Origin of the sequence: Micromonospora sp. NPDC051925 (assembly GCF_044548625.1) — a bacterium.
In the GTDB taxonomy this organism is placed as follows: Bacteria; Actinomycetota; Actinomycetes; order Mycobacteriales; family Micromonosporaceae; genus Micromonospora.
In genome coordinates, this window is record NZ_JBIUCH010000025.1 from 1 (window position 1) to 17,684 (window position 17,684).

The window sequence follows — 17,684 nt, forward strand, 5'->3', positions numbered from 1 at the left end:
CCGTGTGAGTCCTCGCTCGTCCACCAGGGCAGCCAAACACAACCCAAAAAGCCCTACAAGCGACACACCGGAACAACCTAACAAAGCACTACTAGTTAGGTTAGGTGGGTGTGCCAGGTCAGGGCGGCGGGGTCGGTGAGGGAGGCGACCTGGTCGATGATCACGCGTAGTCGGGCGGGATCGTCGCCGGCCTGCTGCCACAGGGGGGCGAAGACCGGGTCCAGGCCGTCCGGGGCGCGATCGATGAGCGCGGTGACCAGTTCGGTGAGGACCTCCCGCTGCCGAAGGTAACGGGCGCGGGCGTCCGGACGACACATCACGTACCGCCAGGCGATGCCCTTGAGCAGCGCACACTGCGCCCTGATGCGGCGCGGCACCACCAGGTTGGCGGCGTACCGGTGGTGCGGGCCGGGGCCGAAGCGGTCCCGGGTCGCCCCCACCACGGTCGCCACGAACCGGCCGGTGAGCACGCTGGTGGTGGCCTTCAGCGCGACCTGCGCCCGGTGGCTGCCGTCGTAACCGGCCAGCGAGGTGAGCGCCGGATCGGCGAGCAGCTCGACCAGCACCCCGCCGAGATCGGCCGGGGACTCCCCGGAGTAGACGGCGGCCACGTCCGCACAGAGCGCCGCCCGCTCGTCCGGGTCGTCGAGGAGCGGACGCAGCGAGACGTAGCCGCCGTGGATGCCGTCCTCGACGTCGTGCACCGAGTACGCCACATCGTCGGCCCAGTCCATCACCTGCGCCTCCAGGCAGCGGCGGGCACCACCCCCGGACCCGTCGATGCCAGCCTCATCGAGGCCAGCCCGACCGATCCCGGACACCTTGATGCCGGCCCGGCCGATGCCGGACGCGTCGATGCCAGCCCGACCGGTACCGGACACGTCGGGGCCGGACGCATCGGGGCCAGCCGCGTCGGGGTTAGCCGCGTCGGGACCAGCCCGGCCAGGGCGGGACACATCGAGGCCAGCCGGGTCGAGGCCAGCCGGGTCGGGGCCGGCGGGGCTGCCGGCGCGCAGCCAGTCGAAGACCGGGCGGTCGTCGCCGTACACGCCGAACTTGCGCAGTCCGGGCCGGCGGGGCCACGGGTACTTGCTGACCGCGTCGAGCGCGGCCCGGGTGAGGTTGAGCCCGGCCGGGCTGCCGTCCGGGGCGAGCACCTTGGCCTCCAGCCGGGTGAGCACCCGCAGCGTCTGCGCGTTTCCCTCGAATCCGCCACAGGGCGCGGCGAGCGCGTCCAGGGTGTCCTCGCCGTTGTGCCCGAAGGGCGGGTGCCCGAGGTCGTGGGCGAGCCCGGCGGTGTCCACCAGATCCGGGTCGCAGCCGAGCCGGGCACCCATCTCCCGGGCGATCTGGGCCACCTCCAGCGAGTGGGTCAGCCGGGTACGCAGGAAGTCGTCGGTGCCGGCGACGTGCACCTGCGTCTTCGCGGCGAGCCGACGGAACGCCGCCGAGTGCAGCACCCGGGCCCGGTCCCGCTCATACGGCGATCGACCGTGCCCGGTGTCCTTCGGTACCTCCTTGACCCACCGTTGCGCATCGGCCGGTTCCGCCCCGGCGGCAGCGGGCGACCCCCCGGTCACGAGCGACGCCCGATCACGAGCAACCCCCGGGTCACGAGCAACCCCCCGAGCACCAGCAATCCCCGGCGGAGGGTTCGGCGGGCATCTCAGCCCTGCCGCTGGGCGCGGAGTTCGATGCCCTCGGGGTCGGGCGCGGTCACGCCGGTGTCGGACCGGCCGGCATCGACGATCATGTTCGCCCAGACGCTGGTCATGCGGCCACCCTTCACGGTCGTACCCCATGGTCGAGGGAGCCCAGGTTACGCCGCACCGGCCGGCACACCGGCCGAGGTGGTCAGACGGCACCCGGCGGCGGGTCCAGCCGCGCTGGGCGGTCGGCCCGGGACCGGGTCAGGCCCGCCGCCGGGCAACTCCCCCGGATCTGGACGGAGCCGCCGCCGGGCGGTCGGCCCGGGACCGGGTCAGGCCCGCCGCCGGGCAACTCTCCCGGATCTGGGCGGTGGCGAGGGGTGGTCGTCGGGCCCGGTCAGCGACTGTCCGAGCCGGTCGTCTCGATGGCGGCCCGACCGGCCTCCAGCCGGGCGACCGGCACCCGGAACGGCGAGCAGGAGACGTAGTCCAGCCCCACCTCGTGGAAGAAGTGCACCGAGTCGGGGTCGCCGCCGTGTTCGCCGCAGACGCCGAGCTTCAACCCGGGCCGGGCCGCCCGGCCCTCCTCGGCGGCGATCCGGACCAGCCGGCCGACCCCGTCGCGGTCGATCGACTCGAACGGGGAGATGCCGAAGATGCCCAGCTCCAGGTAGCGCCAGAAGAACGCGCCCTCGACGTCGTCGCGGGAGAACCCCCAGCCCATCTGGGTGAGGTCGTTGGTGCCGAAGGAAAAGAACTCCGCCGCCTCGGCGATCTGCCCGGCGGTCAGCGCCGCCCGGGGCACCTCGATCATCGTGCCGATCAGCACCTCGACCCCGCTGTCCCCGACCACCTCGGCGATGATCTTCTCGGCCTCGGCGCGTACCGTCTCCAGCTCCTGCACGGCCCCGACCAGCGGGACCATGATCTCCGGGCGGGCCACGCCGCCGTCGCGGGTGACCGCCACGGCGGCCTCGGCGATGGCCCGGACCTGCATGGCGAACAGGCCGGGGATGACCAGGCCGAGGCGGACGCCGCGCAGGCCGAGCATCGGGTTCTCCTCGTGCATCCGCCGGACGGCGGCGAGCAGCGCCTCCTCCTTGGCGACGTCCTCGCCGCGCTCCTGGGCGACCGCGACGTTGACCGCGAGCTGCTCCAGCGGGGGCAGGAACTCGTGCAGCGGCGGGTCGATCAGTCGGACGGTGACGGGCAGCCCGTCCATCTCGCGGAAGATCTCCACGAAGTCCTGCCGTTGCAGGGGCAACAGCGCGGCGAGCGCGTCCGTCCGGTCCGTGTCGGTGGCGGCGAGGATCAGCCGCTCGACCAGCTCCCGCCGGTCACCGAGGAACATGTGCTCGGTGCGGCACAGCCCGATGCCCTCCGCGCCGAAGCGCCGGGCCCGCGCCGCGTCCGCGCCGGTGTCGGCGTTCGTCCGGACCGTCAGCCGCCGCCGGTCGTCGGCGTGCGTCATGATCCGGTGTACGGCCCGGACCAGCGCGTTGTCGATGTGCTCCGGGTCAAGACTGCCCTCGAAGTACTGCACCACCTCCGAGGGCATGACCGGCACCTCGCCGAGGTAGACCTTGCCGGTGGTGCCGTCGATGGAGACGACGTCGCCCTCGGTGACCGTCCGGCCGCCGACGACGAACCGCTTCGCCGGGACGTCGACCTCGATCTCGTCGGCCCCGGAGACGCAGGTCTTGCCCATCCCCCGGGCCACCACGGCGGCGTGGCTGGTCTTGCCGCCGCGCGAGGTGAGGATGCCCTGGGCGGCGATCATGCCGTTGAGGTCGTCGGGGTTGGTCTCCCGGCGGACCAGGATCACCGACTTCCCCTCGGCGGCCAGCTCGACCGCGCGAGCGGAGGTGAAGACCACCGTGCCGGAGGCCGCCCCCGGGGAGGCGCCGATGCCCCTGGCGACCGGCGGGAACTCGTGGTCGAGCTGGAAGCGGGGGAACATCAGCTGGGCGAGCTGCGCGCCGTTGACCCGGTGCAGCGCCTCGTCGAGATCGATCAGGCCCTCGTCGACGAGTTGCCCGGCGATGACGAACGCGGCGGCGGCGGTGCGCTTGCCGACCCGGGTCTGGAGCATCCAGAGCTTGCCGCGCTCGATGGTGAACTCGATGTCGCAGAGATCCTGGTAGTGCCCCTCCAGCCGGGCCATGATGTCGAGCAGTTCGTGGTAGGACCTGCTGTCCAGCCGTTCCAGCTCCTGCAACGGCACGGTGTTGCGGATGCCGGCGACGACGTCCTCGCCCTGGGCGTTGGCCAGGTAGTCGCCGTAGATGCCCTGCGCGCCGCTGCCCGGATCGCGGGTGAAGGCGACACCGGTGCCGGAGTCGGGGCCGAGGTTGCCGAAGACCATCGCCACCACGTTGACCGCGGTGCCCAGGTCGGCCGGGATGCGCTCCTGGCGGCGGTAGAGGATCGCCCGCTCGGCGTTCCACGACTCGAAGACCGCCCGGATGGCCAGGTCGAGCTGCTCGCGCGGCTCCTGCGGGAACTCCCGCCCGGTGTGCCGGACAAAGATCTTCTGGTACGCGTCGACCAGCCCGCGCAGGTCGTCGGCGTCCAGGTCGAGGTCGTTGGTGGCGCCCTTGGCGCGCTTGGCCTCGTCGAGGGCGTGTTCGAACTCCTCGCCCGGCACCTCGCAGACGGTCTTGCCGAACATCTGGATCAGCCGCCGGTAGGAGTCCCAGGCGAACCGGTCGTTGCCGCCGGCCTGCGCGCTGAGCCCGACCACGCTGCGATCGTTGAGGCCCACGTTGAGGACGGTCTCCATCATGCCGGGCATCGAGAACTTCGCGCCGGAGCGTACGGAGACCAGCAGCGGGTCCTGCGGGTCGCCGAGGCGGCGGCCCATCTCGCGCTCCAGGGATTCCAGGTGGGCCTCGATCTGCCCGGCCAGCCCGTCCGGCTCGCGCCCGGTCGCCAGGTACGCCTTGCACGCCTCGGTGGTGATGGTGAAGCCGGGTGGCACCGGCAGGCCGAGATTGGTCATCTCGGCCAGATTGGCCCCCTTGCCGCCGAGCAGGTCCTTGAGCTCCTTGTTGCCCTCGGCGAAGTCGTAGACGTACTTGTCGTCCGCCGTCTCGTGCGCTGTCACCAGAAGCCTCCCACGCGCGCCGCAATTGACACTTAACGAAGGTTCAGTTCCGACCTACCCCGGGGCTGACCTCCGGTAATCCGGCTTCGTCAGCGATCGGTGGGCGAAGGTTAAGCGAACATCGGGCGGGCTGGGACCGTTCGGTGACAATGGGCACAACCATCACGACTATCCGCGTTCACGCCGGTTTCTGGGAACGCTTCCATGCGCACGATCACGCAATTCCGATTCCCCCTCGTACCCTTGACGTCACCGGTTCCACGAAAGCTGACCTTTGCCATATCCCTCGCGAATACACCCCCGGAGCTGACCCGTGTCGCTCACCCCACGTACCGGCGTCGACCCCGTCCCCGCCCAGCCGGGCCGGGCCGACCTACCGGCCGCGACCACGCCAGCCTCGACAGCGCCGGCAGCGACCGCGCCATCCGCGACCGCGCTTGCGCGCAGCGCCGCCGAGGCCGCCGATCGGCTGCTCACACCGCCGACGGTCGGGTTGGGCGACGTGGTGCCGGCACCCGAGTCGGTCACCCCGCAGCCGGCCGCCGACTTCGTCCTCCCGGCCGACGCGGCGGTACGGGTGAGCGCCGACCGGGCCGCCCGGGACGTCGCCGAGCACCTCGCGGAGCTGTTGCGCCCGGCGACCGGCCATCCACTGCCGGTCACCGAACTCACCTCCGCCCCGGGCGCGCTGGTGCTCACCCTGGCTGCCGCCGGACCCACCACCGTCCCGCCGGCTCCCGCACCGGCCGGCGCGACCGGCATCCCCGGTCCGCGCGGGGCGGCCCGATCGACCGAGACAGCACGGCCGCACGAGGCAGCACGATCGGACGAGGCCACCCAGGCAGCCCGGTCGGCCCAGACGGCACGGTCGGACGAGGTGACGGTGCAGGCGTGGGGTGGGGAGGGGTACCGGCTCGACGTCGACGCGGCCGAGGTGCGGATCACCGCCAATACCGCGACCGGCCTCTTCTACGGGGTGCAGACGCTGCGGCAACTGCTACCGGCGGCCGTGGAGAGCCGTACTCCGGCGGCCGAGCGCTGGGCGGTGCCGGGCGGCACGATCGTCGACCGCCCCCGCTTCCCCTACCGGGGCGCGATGCTCGACGTGGCCCGGCACTTCTTCGGTGTCGAGGACGTGCTCCGGGTGATCGACCACCTGGCCCGGTACAAACTCAATCACCTGCACCTGCACCTCACCGACGACCAGGGTTGGCGGATCGCCGTCGACTCCTGGCCCCGGCTGGCCACGGTCGGCGGGAGCACCGAGGTGGGCGGTGGCCCCGGCGGCTGGTACACCGCCGCCGACTACCGGCGCATCGTCGGGTACGCCGCCCGCCGCCACGTCACCGTCGTACCCGAGGTGGACCTGCCCGGCCACACCAACGCGGCGCTGGTCGCGTACCCCGAGCTGGCACCGGGCAAGGTCGCGCCGCCGCCGTACACCGGCACCGAGGTCGGCTTCAGCCACGTCGACCCCACCGACGAGCGGACGTACGACTTCGTCGCCGACGTGCTCGGTGAGGTCGCCGCGCTGACCCCCGGGCCGTGGCTGCACATCGGCGGTGACGAGGCGTACAAGGTGAAGGGCTCGGCGTACACCGGGTTCGTGGAGCGGGTGCAGCGGATCGTCGCCGGGCTCGGCAGGACCGTGGTCGGCTGGCACCAGATCGCCCCCGCCGGGCAGCTCGACGGCCGGGTCCTCCAGTGGTGGGGTACGAACGGCGACGACCCGGTGGTGGCGGAGGCGGTACGGCGGGGAGCCCGGCTGATCCTCTCCCCCGGAAACCACGCATACCTGGACATGAAGTACGACCCGGACACCCCGCTCGGACACGACTGGGCCGGTCTGATCGACGTGCACCGGGCGTACCACTGGGATCCGGCGACCCACCTGACCGACGTCCCCGCCGAGGCGGTGCTCGGCGTGGAGGCCCCGCTCTGGACGGAGTCGGTGACCTCGCTGGCGGAGATCGAGTTCCTGTTCTTCCCCCGCCTGCCCGCCCTCGCCGAACTGGCCTGGTCCGCGCCGTCGGCCCGGAACTGGGTCGGCTTCCGGGAGCGGCTGGCCGGCCACGGCCCGCGCTGGCACGCCGCCGGCATCACCTTCCACCCGTCCCCGGAGATCCCCTGGCCCCCCATGGGTGATTCGTCGCCCGGAGTCACTGAACAGTGGGTACGCCAGCCGGCTCCCCCCACCACCCCGGCGCGCCAAGGCTCCTGAACAGCACCGGCCAACTGCCGACGAGATCTTGGACAGTTGACTTTCGGACCGAACGTCGACTGTCCAAGATCTCCCACAAGTCGACTCCTGCCCGCCGCGCGAGGCAGGGAGCCGACGGGCGGGCTGGGGTGCGGGGAGCGGGGCTGGCGTCCGGAGGTGCATTTTTGCGCGCTTTGTGCGGATTCGACCGGATGCTCCGGGTGTCCCGTGACCGGTGCCACCGGCCTGGCGGAATGGCGGGCCGCCGGGGGTGGTTGTAGATGGCACACGTCCACCGCCCTCGCGGCCTCGGACGACTCCCGGCCGGGCTGCGGAATGCCTGGCCCGCCGGGTTGGTTACACCCCCGGACGCCGAGCAGGTCCATTCGATCGCCGGCCGATCCGACTTCGCGACTCCCCCGCGCGGCACCCCCGCAACAGTCTGCGGGTCGCGCCCCCCGACGCAGAGGAGCACCCCATCATGCGTACCGACATCCTGCGGAAGACCGCCCTGGCCGTCGCCGGCCTCGCCGTCACCACCGGCGGCATCGCCGGCCCCGCCATCGCCGCACACGCCGCCGAGACCACCCGACCCGCCGCCGCCGTACAGGCCGACCGCAAGCCCACCGGCGAACGCGAACTCAAGGTCGACTACGCCGCCCAACCCAACTTCTACTACTGCGGCCCCGCCGCCACCCGCAACGCCCTGAGCGTCCAGGGCAAGAACATCGACGTCGACGCCATGGCCAAGGAAATGGGCACCACCGAGAGCGGCACCGACAGCATCAACGACATCACCCCGGTACTGAACAAGGAGATCGGCCGCAACGCGTACCACAGCACCGAGATCCCGGCCGACAAGGTCGACGACAAGCGCATCGGGCAGCTGCGCGCCGACATCGTCCGCGCCGTGGACGACGGCCGGGCCGTGGTCGCCAACATCGCCGGCACCGCCACCGACACCGACGGCAACACCCACTCCTTCGAGGGCGGGCACTACATCAGCGTCGTCGGCTACCGCGACAGCGGCCGGGTCGTGACGATCGCCGACTCCGCCAACCCGGACACCGCCTCCTACCGGATCGACGTCGACGAGCTGGCCCACTGGATCGCCAGCCGCGGCTACGCCTCCTGACCTGCCACACCGATCGACCCGCCACACCGATCGCACGAAGGGCCGGCCCCGAAGGGTCGGCCCTTCGCCGTCTCCACGACCGCCGGAGGCGACGCGGGCAACCGCCGGAACCGACACGGGCGACCGCCGGAGGCGACGCGGGCAACCGCCGGAACCGACACGGGCGACCGCCGGACGCGGTGGTCAGCCGCCCGAGTCTTCCAGTTCGGCGCCCTCGGGGACGGTGTCGTCGTCCCGGCTGGCCAGCCAGCCCTCGGGCAGGAAGACCTTGCCGGGAGAGTTCGTCCGGCCGCGCGGCTGACCGAGCGCGGCCACCGGGAACGGTTCGGTCGGGTCGAGCTTGCCCAGCAGGTCGTCCAGCTGGGCCAGACTCTCGATCATGGCCAGTTCCCGACGCAGTTCACTGCCGACCGGAAAGCCCTTCAGGTACCAGGCGACATGCTTACGGAAGTCGGTGCAGCCGTCCCGCTCACCCCGGGCCGGGGTGCGCGAGCCGGCGGTGAACTGGTCGACCAGCAGCTCGGCGTGTCGCCGCATGGTCACGGCGACCTCGCCGAGGGTCGGCATCCGACGCTCCGGACGGCCGTCGAACGCGGCCTCCAGGTCGGCGAAGAGCCACGGCCGCCCCAGGCAGCCCCGGCCGACCACCACCCCGTCCACCCCGGTGTGGGCGACCATCCGCAGCGCGTCGTCGGCCTCCCAGATGTCGCCGTTGCCGAGCACCGGCACGTCGAGCGTCTGCTTGAGGGTGGCGATGGCGTCCCAGTCGGCGGTGCCGGAGTACCGCTGCGCGGCCGTACGCCCGTGCAGGGCGACCGCCGCGACCCCGGCGTCCTGGGCGGCCAGCCCCGCCTCGACGTACGTCAGGTGGTCGTCGTCGATGCCCTTGCGCATCTTCACGGTGACCGGCACCCCGGCGGGCGAGGCGGCGTCCACCGCGGCCCGCACCAGCCGGGCGAAGAGCCGCCGCCGCCAGGGCAGGGCCGAGCCACCGCCCCTGCGGGTCACCTTCGGCACCGGGCAACCGAAGTTCAGGTCGATGTGATCGGCCAGGTCCCGCTCCACCACGATCCGCACCGCCGCGGCGGTGACCTCCGGGTCGGTGCCGTAGAGCTGGAGGCTGCGCGGCTGCTCGTCGGCGCCGAAGGCGATCATGCGCAGGGTCTTCGGGTTCCGCTGGACCAGCGCGATCGTGGTGATCATCTCGCAGACGTAGATGCCACCGCCCTGCTCCCGACAGAGCTGTCGGAAGCCGACGTTGGTGATGCCGGCCATCGGGGCGAGCACCACCGGCGGCCACACCTGGTGGGGGCCGATGGTGAGCGGGCGCAGGACCGGAGCGGGACTGGTCACGTACCCAAGAATCCCATGCCGCCCCCGACCCGCCCGCCGCCGGTGGCCGGTCGGCGCAGCGAGGGTGAGCGAACTCGCACCGCGACGGCGACCGGTCGGTCGTCGACCCGGGCCGGACGCGACCGGATCAGGCCCGGGAACACGCCGGCCCCGCCCCGGTGGACGGGGCGGGGCCGGCACGACGGCGGTCGTGGTCAGCAGCCGGGCAGCCGCTCGATCAGGTAGCGCTCGACCTGGTCCAGGGCGATCCGCTCCTGGGCCATGGTGTCCCGGTTCCGCACGGTCACCGCGTCGTCGTCGAGGGTGTCGAAGTCGACGGTGACGCAGAACGGGGTGCCGATCTCGTCCTGCCGGCGGTAGCGGCGACCGATCGCCTGCGAGTCGTCGAACTCCACCACCCAGCGCTTACGGAGCTGGGCGGCGAGCCCCTTGGCCTTCGGCGAGAGCGCCTCGTTGCGGGACAGCGGCAGCACCGCCACCTTGACCGGGGCCAGCCGGGGGTCGAAACGCATCACGGTGCGCTTGTCGACGCCGCCCTTGGTGTTCGGGGCCTCGTCCTCGTCGTACGCCTCGAGCAGGAACGCCAGCACCGCGCGGGTGAGGCCGGCGGCCGGCTCGATGACGTACGGCATCCAGCGCTCGTTGCGGGTCTGGTCGAAGTACGACAGGTCGACGCCGGAGTGCTTGCTGTGCGTGGACAGGTCGAAGTCGGTGCGGTTGGCGACGCCCTCCAACTCGGCGAACTCGCTGCCACCGAACCGGAACCGGTACTCGATGTCGACGGTGCGCTTCGAGTAGTGCGAGAGCTTCTCCTTGGGGTGCTCGTAGAAGCGCAGGTTCTCCTCGGAGAGCCCCAGGTCGAGGTACCAGTTCCAGCGCTCCTGCAACCAGTACTCGTGCCACTGCTCGTCGGTGCCCGGCTCGACGAAGAACTCCATCTCCATCTGCTCGAACTCGCGGGTCCGGAAGATGAAGTTGCCCGGGGTGATCTCGTTGCGGAACGACTTGCCGGTCTGCGCGATGCCGAACGGCGGCTTCTTGCGCGCGGCGGTCGCCACGTTGTTGTAGTTGACGAAGATGCCCTGAGCGGTCTCCGGGCGCAGGTAGTGCAGACCCTCGTCGCTCTCCACCGGGCCGAGGTAGGTCTTCATCAGGCCGTTGAACATCTTCGGCTCGGTGAAGGTGCCCTTGTTGCCGCAGTTGGGGCAGTTCAGCTCCGAGAGCGAGGTCAGCGGCTTGCCGTGCTTCTCGGCGTACGCCTCCTCCAGGTGGTCGGCGCGGTACCGCTTGTGGCAGGACTGGCACTCGGTCAGCGGGTCGACGAACTCGGCGAGGTGGCCGCTGGCCTCCCAGACCTTGCGGGCCAGGATGACCGCCGAGTCGAGGCCGACGACGTCGTCGCGCTGCTGGACCATGGTCTTCCACCACTGCCGGCGGACGTTCTCCTTCAGCTCCACGCCGAGCGGGCCGTAGTCCCACGCCGATCGGGTGCCTCCGTAGATCTCGCTGGAGGGGAAGACGAAGCCTCGGCGCTTGGCGAGGCTGACGACGGCGTCGATACGGTCGGCTGGCATGGTTCCTCCTACGCCGGCTGGCGGTCGGCGGGGACGTGAGTGAATGGGACCGAACGGTTCGGGACCACGGTACGACCAGCAGTGTCCCGAGCCCAGCAGAATACCGGGGCCGGCTCAGCTGACCCCGCAGACCTCCATGCCGCCGGTCTGCTGGTCGGCGGCGAGGGTGACCTGCTGGGTGTCCCGGCCGCCGCCGCTGAGGGTCACGTCGACCGGCACGGTCAGGGTCTGCGGGTCGACGTCGCCGACCCGGTACGCGGCGACCGCCGGCTCCTCGGCGATCCGGCGGGTGAACTCGCCCCGGGACTCGCGCCGCCGCAGGTCGTCGCAGAGCGTGTCGTACGCCTTGCCGTACTGCTTGTCGACCAGGGCGCGGTAGTAGTCCTCGGTGACCGCGTGGCCCTGCTCCTCGATCGCCTGCACGTTGCTGACGACCAGCCCGACGGCCGCCGCGCCGCCGCCTCCGCAGCAGATCAGCAGGGCGAGCGCCCCGACGCCGAGCCCCAGCCAGAGCCGCTTGCGGCTGCCCTCGGTGGGCGGCGCGGCGAACGGCGGTGTCACCCCGGGCCCCGGAGGCGGGGCGGGCACACCCGGGTCCTCCGGCGGGCCGGGCAGGCCCGGACCACCCGGGGCGGCGGGCGGGGTGCCGTCCGGGCCGGGTGTCGCGGGGTACGGCGGTGGGGCTGCCGGGCCGGGAGCGGTCATACGAGCAGGGTAGTGCCCGGCGGCTCAGCGGTGCGGACTCGCGGCCCGATCGCTGTCGACGACCACCACCTCGCCGTCGGGGGCGGCGGCGGCCAGCGTCTCGTACGCCGAGGGCTCGTCGGTCGACTCGGCGAGCAGCGGCACCGCGGTGATCTTGACGTCGAACCCGCCCAGCGCCCGCCGGTACGTCCCGACCGACTCCCACTCGGTGAGCAGGCACCAGTGCCGGGGGTCGTCGAGGGCGCGGAGGAGTTCGCCACGCAGGTAGCCGGGGCGGGCGGCGAGCGCGGTCAGCGCGGCGTGCGCCCGCGCGGTGAAGTCGTCCGACGCCTCGACGGCGACCACGAACCGGTTGGTGACCAGCACCGGGTTCCTCCTCGTAGAGTCTGTGGGATGCAGCCTACGCAGCGTCCTCTGCTGGCCCGGTTGGCCCGGGCGAACCCGACGTCGGTGTTCCTCGCCACCCTGGCGCTGGTGCTGGTGGCGTTCTTCGCGCCCGGCCCGGTCGGCGGGGTGCTGCTGTTGGTGCTGGCAGCCGGGCTGGCCTACCTGCTGGCCACCACCTGGCCGGTGCAGGCGCCGCAGACCCGGCTGATCCGGTTGGTGATGTTGACGCTGCTGGTCACGGTGGCCCTGGTCAAGCTCTTCTGACATGCACTCATGCGTTTTTGACAATCATTCTCGTTTTCACGGACAGTTGCCGACATGACCACCCGCACCCGGCTCCGCGCCCTGACCACCGCCGCCACCGCCCTACTCGTCCTCGCCGGTGCCACCGCCTGCTCGGCCGACGGTGCCGGTGCCGACCCGGACCGGGTGGACGTGGTCGCCGCCTTCTACCCCCTCCAGTTCGTCGCCGAGCGGGTCGGCGGGGACGCAGTCACCGTCACCAACCTCGCCAAGCCGGGGGCCGAGCCGCACGACCTGGAACTCAACCCCCGGCAGGTCGGCCAGGTAAGCGAGGCCGAGCTGGTCTTCTACCTGAAGGGCTTCCAGCCGGCGGTGGACGAGGCCGTCGCGCAGAACGCCGCCGACCGGGCCTTCGACGTGACAAGCGTCGCGCCGCTGCGCGCCGCGTCGGCGGGCGGACACCGGCACGAGGGCGAGGCCGGTCACGCCGAGGAGGAGGGCGACGCCAAGGACCCGCACCTCTGGCTCGACCCGACCCGGCTGGCCACCGTCGCCGACCGGCTCGCCGAGCGGCTCGGCACCCTCGACCCGGACCGGGCCGCCGACTACACCACCCGGTCCCGGGCGCTGCGTGGCGAGTTGGAGAAGCTCGACGCCGAGTACACCGCCGGCCTGGAGACCTGTCAGCGCCGGGAGATCGTGGTCAGCCACACCGCCTTCGGCTACCTCACCGAGCGTTACCGGCTGGAGCAGGTCGGCCTGACCGGGCTCACCCCGGACACCGAGCCCTCCCCGCAGCGGCTGGCCGAGGTCACCAGGGAGGCCCGCGAACACGGCGCCACCACGATCTTCTTCGAGACGCTGGTCAGCCCGAAGGTGGCCGAGACCATCGCCGCCGAGGTCGGTGCGAAGACCGCGGTGCTGGACCCGCTCGAAGGGCTCTCCGTCGACGGGGGTGGCGACTACCTTTCGGTGATGCGCACGAACCTGACCACGCTCCGTACCGCCCTGGGGTGCTCGTGACCACGCCGGTGATCCAGGTGACGCAGGCGTCGGCCGGCTACGACGGCCGGCCGGTGCTGCGGGAGGTCTCGCTGACCGTGACCGCAGGCGAGGTGGTGGCCGTGCTCGGCGCCAACGGCTCCGGCAAGTCCACCCTGATCCGCACGGTGCTCGGGCTGGTCCCGCTCGGGGCCGGGTCGGTCGAGCTGTTCGGCGTCCCGCAGCGCCGGTTCCGGCACTGGCACCGGATCGGTTACGTCCCGCAGCGGCTCGGCGCCGGCAGCGGCGTGCCGGCCACCGTACGCGAGGTGGTGGCCTCCGGGCGGCTGGCCCGCCGGGGCGTGCTGCGCCCACCGGGGCGGGCCGACCGGGCGGCCGTCGACGCGGCGCTGCGCGCGGTCGGGCTCGCCGACCGGGCCGGTGACCCGGTGGCCACCCTCTCCGGCGGGCAGCAGCAGCGCACCCTGATCGCCCGCGCCCTGGCCGGCGAGCCGGAGCTGCTGGTGCTCGACGAGCCGACCGCCGGGGTCGACGCGGCCAGCCAGGAGGCGTTCGCCGGGGCGCTTGGTGACTTCGCCGGCACCGGGGGCACCGTCCTGCTGGTCGCCCACGAGCTGGGGCCGCTGCGCCCACTGATCAGCCGGGCCGTGGTGGTGCACCAGGGCGGCGTCTGCCACGACGGCCCGGTGCCGGAACCGGCCGGGCACCACGCCGAGCCCGACCACGACCATGTGCACCCGCACGGTCCCGAGGAGCCCGCCGGGCTGTGGAGCCGCTGAGCAATGGACCTCTTCCAGTACGACTTCATGCAGCGGGCGCTGGTCGGCGCCCTGGTGATCGGGCTGACCGCCCCCGCCCTCGGCATCTACCTGGTGCAGCGGCGGCTGGCCCTGATCGGGGACGGCATCGGCCACGTCGCGCTCACCGGTGTCGGTGCCGGCCTGCTGCTCAACCGCTCACCGGTGCTGGTGGCGGTGGTCGCGGCGATCCTCGGCGCGATCACCATCGAGCTGGTCCGGGCCCGGGGCCGCACCTCCGGCGACCTGGCGCTGGCACTGCTCTTCTACGGCGGCATCGCCGGCGGCGTGATGCTGGTCGGCCTCTCCGACGCCAGCAGCGCCAACCTCAACGCCTACCTGTTCGGGTCGCTGACCACCACCTCCGCTGCCGACCTGACCACCATCGCGGTGCTCGGCGGGACGATCGCGGTGCTCATGCTGGCGCTGCGCCCGGCGCTCTTCGCGGTCTGTCACGACGAGGAGTACGCCCGGGTCGCCGGGTTGCCCGTCCGGGCGCTGAACCTGCTGCTGGCGGTCGCCACCGCGGTCACCGTCACCATCGCCATGCGGGCCGTCGGCGTGCTGCTGATCAGCGCCCTGATGGTGGTGCCGGTGGCCACCGCGCAGCAGGTCACCCGGGGCTTCCGCAGCACCATGACGGCGGCCATGGCACTCGGCCTGTTCGCCGCCGGGGCGGGAATCTGGGTGGCGGCCACCGCCGACACCGCCCCCGGCGCCTCGGTGGTGCTGCTGGCGATCGCGTCCTTCCTCGTGGTGGCGCTCGCCGCCGCGGCGTGGCGGGTGCTGCGCCGCCGGGCCGTCCCGACCGCCGCCACCGCCCAGGAGCCGCACGAGGTGGTGCTCCGGTGATGCCGACCGGCGGACCGTCATCGGTATTGGTTACCGTTACGGGGTGACCGGCACCCACGGCTACGACGCCTTCGAGGGCGCGGGCGAGCTGCTCCGGGCGTTGTCCGCCCCGATCCGGCTGGCGATCGTCAGCGAGTTGGCGCAGGGTGAACGGTGCGTGCACGAGCTGGTCGAGCAGCTCGGCGCGCCGCAGCCACTGGTCTCCCAACACCTGCGGGTGCTGCGCGGCGCGGGCGTGGTGCGCGGTAACCGGCGCGGCCGGGAGATCGCGTACGCCCTGGTCGACGAGCACGTCGCGCACATCGTGGCGGACGCGGTCAGCCACGCCGGGGAGGGGCCGTCCTGACCCGGTGAGCCGGGCCGGCACGGGCGGGGGTGCCGGGCGGCCCGCGTCGTGGCACGCTGTCGGCCGTGAAAATCTACGCTGACCGTTCTCCGGTCGCCCTCCGTCAGCTCCTCACCGACCTGCTCGTCGTCGCCTGGGTCTACGCGGCGGTCCGCTTCGCGCTCTGGCTGTACGACCTGGTGGAGAAGCTCGCCGTACCCGGGCAGAAGCTGGAGGGGGCGGGGGGTGGCCTCGCCGACAACCTGGCCGAGGCCGGTGGCAAGGTCGGCCGGGTGCCGCTGGTCGGTGACGAGCTGACCGGCCCGTTCACCAAGGCCGCCGACGCCGCCCGCGCGATGGCCGAGGCCGGCCGCGACCAGCAGGAACTGGTCGGCCAGCTCGCGTTGGCGCTGAGCATCGCCGTGCTGGTCTTCCCGCTCGGGCTGGTGCTGTTCGGCTGGCTGCCGCTACGCCTGCGCTGGATGCGCCGGGCCGCCTCGGCGAAGGCCCTCGCCGCCGGTCCGGCCGGCCGGGACCTGCTGGCCCTACGGGCGCTGACCAGCCAGCCGCTGCGCCGGCTGACCAAGATCGATCCGGACGTGGCGCAGGCGTGGCGGCGCGGCGACGACGCCACCGTCGACGCGCTCGCCGCCCTCGAGTTGCGCCGGCTCGGCCTACGGACCGGCCGCTAGGCGCGGGACCGGGCGGACGGTCGCACGTCCGGCCAGGCCAGCGACCAGCCACCGCCGGTTGTGCCTCCCCACCGAAGAGGCTTAGATAACGGTGAATGTCTTACGCCTGGAAGCCGTCGGCGCGTGTCGGCGCGGACGGCCCGGAGAGGGAGCGACCCATGCCCGTGTCCCGCAGTCGGTCGATCGTCGCGGCCGGCGCAGCCGGCGTGGTGGCGATGCTCGCCGCCACGTTCATCGCGCTGCCGCCAGCCCAGGCGGCCACCGGTGACGGCTCCCCCACCGACTCGAACATCGCGTTCGTCGGCCGCTGGGACCGGAGCAACAGCACCGCGTACGTGCCGAACTGGGCCGGCGCCTACTTCAAGACCGGGTTCACCGGCACCACGGTCAAGCTGCGGCAGCGCCGCACCATCGACCTCTACTACAGCATCGACGGGGCCGACTTCCGCTACCTGACCAACGTCAGCGGCACCGTGAACCTGACCTCGACCCCGCTGCCCGCCGGCAACCACACGCTGGTGGTGTCGTACCGGGTGGTCGCCGGGTCGTACACCGGGGATGCGGTGTTCCAGGGGCTGACCCTCGACGCGGGGGCGCGCACCCTGCCGGCCTCGGTGCGGCCCCGGACGATCGAGTTCGTCGGCGACTCCATCACCCTGGGCACCACGTCGTCGCGGACGGCGCTGACCGCGTACGGCTGGCTGACCGGCGAGCAGCTCGGCACCGAGCACACCCAGCTCGGCTACGGCGGGGGTTGCCTGGTGGCCACCGCCGACGGCTGCGTCAGCGTGGCCAGCCAGTTCCTCAGGACCGGGTACGCCGCGAACAGCCCCAACTGGGACTTCACCCGCTACCAGGCCGACGCGGTCGTGATCAACCTGGGCACCAACGACCGCAGCCACGGGGTGAGCAGCGCGGACTTCCAGAGCCAGTACGCCACGTTCATCCGTACCGTGCGGGGCAAGTACCCGCGCGCGGCGATCTTCGCGCTGCGCACCTTCAGCGGCCGGTACGCCGCGGAGACCGCCGCCGCCGTCACGGCGGTCACCGGCAGCGGAGACCGCAACGTGTTCTACGTGGACACCACCGGCTGGCTGCCGGCCGACGGGCTGAGCGACTCGGTGCACCCCAACGACGCCGGCCACCGGGCGATCACGGCCCGGCTCGCCCCGGTCATCGCCGCGAAGCTGCCCACCACCACACCCCCGGCCACCACCCCGCCGGCCACCACGCCCCCGGCGACCACCCCGCCCGCGACCACGCCGCCGGTCACCACCCCGCCGGCCGGCACGACCGGCTGCGCCGTCGGGTACGCCGTCACCGGGCAGTGGCAGGGCGGTTTCCAGGGCGACGTCACGATCCGCAACACCGGTGCCGCGCCGATCAACGGCTGGACGCTCCAGTGGACGTTCGCCGACGGCCAGCGGGTCAGCCAGGCGTGGAACGCGAGCTACACGCAGAGCGGCGGCACCGTGCAGGCGACCAACGCCAGCTGGAACGGGACGGTCGCGGCCGGCGCGACGGTGAACTTCGGCTTCCTGGCCGACGTCTCCGCCGCCAACAACCGACCGACCGCGTTCACCCTCAACGGCACCGCCTGCGCGATCTCCTGACCCCCGGACGTGGCCGCCAGGCCGAAGTCAGACCGGGGCGGCCATGGCGAT

General features: G+C 72.6%; 15 protein-coding genes. 9 read left to right on the plus strand and 6 right to left on the minus strand.

Translation table 11 applies throughout. From position 1 onward, the window contains the following. Positions 1-95: 95 nt before the first annotated feature. Both ACIG87_RS27610 and ppdK read right to left on the minus strand, forming a co-directional pair. Positions 96-1,580, minus strand: coding sequence for a deoxyguanosinetriphosphate triphosphohydrolase family protein (locus ACIG87_RS27610; protein WP_396854413.1), 1,485 nt, complete (start codon positions 1,578-1,580; stop codon positions 96-98). 466 nt (positions 1,581-2,046) lie between these two features. Beyond that, the gene (gene ppdK / locus ACIG87_RS27615) at positions 2,047-4,755 is read right to left on the minus strand and encodes a pyruvate, phosphate dikinase (RefSeq protein ID WP_396854415.1); all 2,709 of its coding nucleotides are present in this window, start codon (positions 4,753-4,755) and stop codon (positions 2,047-2,049) included. 313 nt (positions 4,756-5,068) lie between these two features. Here ppdK and ACIG87_RS27620 point away from each other — a divergent pair, with 313 nt between their 5' ends. Continuing rightward, positions 5,069-6,976, plus strand: a complete 1,908-nt coding sequence (locus tag ACIG87_RS27620; RefSeq protein ID WP_396854417.1) for a family 20 glycosylhydrolase — start codon at positions 5,069-5,071, stop codon at positions 6,974-6,976. 460 nt (positions 6,977-7,436) lie between these two features. Beyond that, the gene (locus tag ACIG87_RS27625; protein WP_396854419.1) at positions 7,437-8,090 is read left to right on the plus strand and encodes a C39 family peptidase; all 654 of its coding nucleotides are present in this window, start codon (positions 7,437-7,439) and stop codon (positions 8,088-8,090) included. 183 nt (positions 8,091-8,273) lie between these two features. Here the strand turns inward: ACIG87_RS27625 and dusB are convergent, their stop codons facing one another. The 4 genes from dusB to ACIG87_RS27645 form a co-directional block, all read right to left on the minus strand. Continuing rightward, positions 8,274-9,443, minus strand: coding sequence for a tRNA dihydrouridine synthase DusB (gene dusB / locus ACIG87_RS27630; protein ID WP_396854421.1), 1,170 nt, complete (start codon positions 9,441-9,443; stop codon positions 8,274-8,276). Positions 9,444-9,637: 194 nt separating this feature from the next. Then, positions 9,638-11,017 carry a glycine--tRNA ligase gene (locus ACIG87_RS27635; RefSeq protein ID WP_396854423.1) on the minus strand — a complete coding sequence of 460 codons (1,380 nt, stop codon included), beginning with the start codon at positions 11,015-11,017 and terminating at the stop codon, positions 9,638-9,640. 114 nt (positions 11,018-11,131) lie between these two features. Beyond that, positions 11,132-11,605 carry a hypothetical protein gene (locus tag ACIG87_RS27640; RefSeq protein ID WP_396854528.1) on the minus strand — a complete coding sequence of 158 codons (474 nt, stop codon included), beginning with the start codon at positions 11,603-11,605 and terminating at the stop codon, positions 11,132-11,134. A gap of 141 nt (positions 11,606-11,746) precedes the next feature. Further along, positions 11,747-12,088 (minus strand): antibiotic biosynthesis monooxygenase family protein, encoded by a 342-nt coding sequence (locus ACIG87_RS27645; protein ID WP_396854425.1) that lies wholly within the window; start codon positions 12,086-12,088, stop codon positions 11,747-11,749. Between the two features lie 27 nt (positions 12,089-12,115). Here ACIG87_RS27645 and ACIG87_RS27650 point away from each other — a divergent pair, with 27 nt between their 5' ends. The 7 genes from ACIG87_RS27650 to ACIG87_RS27680 all read left to right on the plus strand — a co-directional run bounded on the left by ACIG87_RS27650 (position 12,116) and on the right by ACIG87_RS27680 (position 17,633). Continuing rightward, positions 12,116-12,373, plus strand: a complete 258-nt coding sequence (locus tag ACIG87_RS27650; protein WP_396854427.1) for a DUF6703 family protein — start codon at positions 12,116-12,118, stop codon at positions 12,371-12,373. A 54-nt stretch (positions 12,374-12,427) separates the two neighbouring features. Then, positions 12,428-13,375, plus strand: coding sequence for a metal ABC transporter substrate-binding protein (locus tag ACIG87_RS27655; RefSeq protein WP_396854429.1), 948 nt, complete (start codon positions 12,428-12,430; stop codon positions 13,373-13,375). Further along, the gene (locus ACIG87_RS27660) at positions 13,372-14,133 is read left to right on the plus strand and encodes a metal ABC transporter ATP-binding protein (protein ID WP_396854530.1); all 762 of its coding nucleotides are present in this window, start codon (positions 13,372-13,374) and stop codon (positions 14,131-14,133) included. Before ACIG87_RS27655 ends, ACIG87_RS27660 begins: the two co-directional genes overlap by 4 nt. A 3-nt stretch (positions 14,134-14,136) precedes the next feature. Further along, positions 14,137-15,003 carry a metal ABC transporter permease gene (locus tag ACIG87_RS27665; protein ID WP_396854431.1) on the plus strand — a complete coding sequence of 289 codons (867 nt, stop codon included), beginning with the start codon at positions 14,137-14,139 and terminating at the stop codon, positions 15,001-15,003. A 43-nt stretch (positions 15,004-15,046) separates the two neighbouring features. Next, on the plus strand, positions 15,047-15,349 hold the full coding sequence (locus tag ACIG87_RS27670; RefSeq protein ID WP_396854433.1) for an ArsR/SmtB family transcription factor: 303 nt from the start codon (positions 15,047-15,049) through the stop codon (positions 15,347-15,349). Positions 15,350-15,414: 65 nt separating this feature from the next. After that, positions 15,415-16,020 (plus strand): hypothetical protein, encoded by a 606-nt coding sequence (locus ACIG87_RS27675; protein WP_396854435.1) that lies wholly within the window; start codon positions 15,415-15,417, stop codon positions 16,018-16,020. Between the two features lie 158 nt (positions 16,021-16,178). Then, the gene (locus tag ACIG87_RS27680; protein ID WP_396854437.1) at positions 16,179-17,633 is read left to right on the plus strand and encodes a cellulose binding domain-containing protein; all 1,455 of its coding nucleotides are present in this window, start codon (positions 16,179-16,181) and stop codon (positions 17,631-17,633) included. Positions 17,634-17,684 lie beyond the last annotated feature (51 nt).

Excerpts from the sequence above, each read along its gene's own strand:
- ACIG87_RS27625 (WP_396854419.1), top strand. The coding sequence starts at position 7,437 with ATGCGTACCGACATCCTGCGGAAGACCGCCCTGGCCGTCGCCGGCCTC.
- ACIG87_RS27635 (WP_396854423.1), bottom strand. The coding sequence starts at position 11,017 with ATGCCAGCCGACCGTATCGACGCCGTCGTCAGCCTCGCCAAGCGCCGA.
- ACIG87_RS27650 (WP_396854427.1), top strand. The coding sequence starts at position 12,116 with ATGCAGCCTACGCAGCGTCCTCTGCTGGCCCGGTTGGCCCGGGCGAAC.
- ACIG87_RS27655 (WP_396854429.1), top strand. The coding sequence starts at position 12,428 with ATGACCACCCGCACCCGGCTCCGCGCCCTGACCACCGCCGCCACCGCC.
- ACIG87_RS27665 (WP_396854431.1), top strand. The coding sequence starts at position 14,137 with ATGGACCTCTTCCAGTACGACTTCATGCAGCGGGCGCTGGTCGGCGCC.
- ACIG87_RS27680 (WP_396854437.1), top strand. The coding sequence starts at position 16,179 with ATGCCCGTGTCCCGCAGTCGGTCGATCGTCGCGGCCGGCGCAGCCGGC.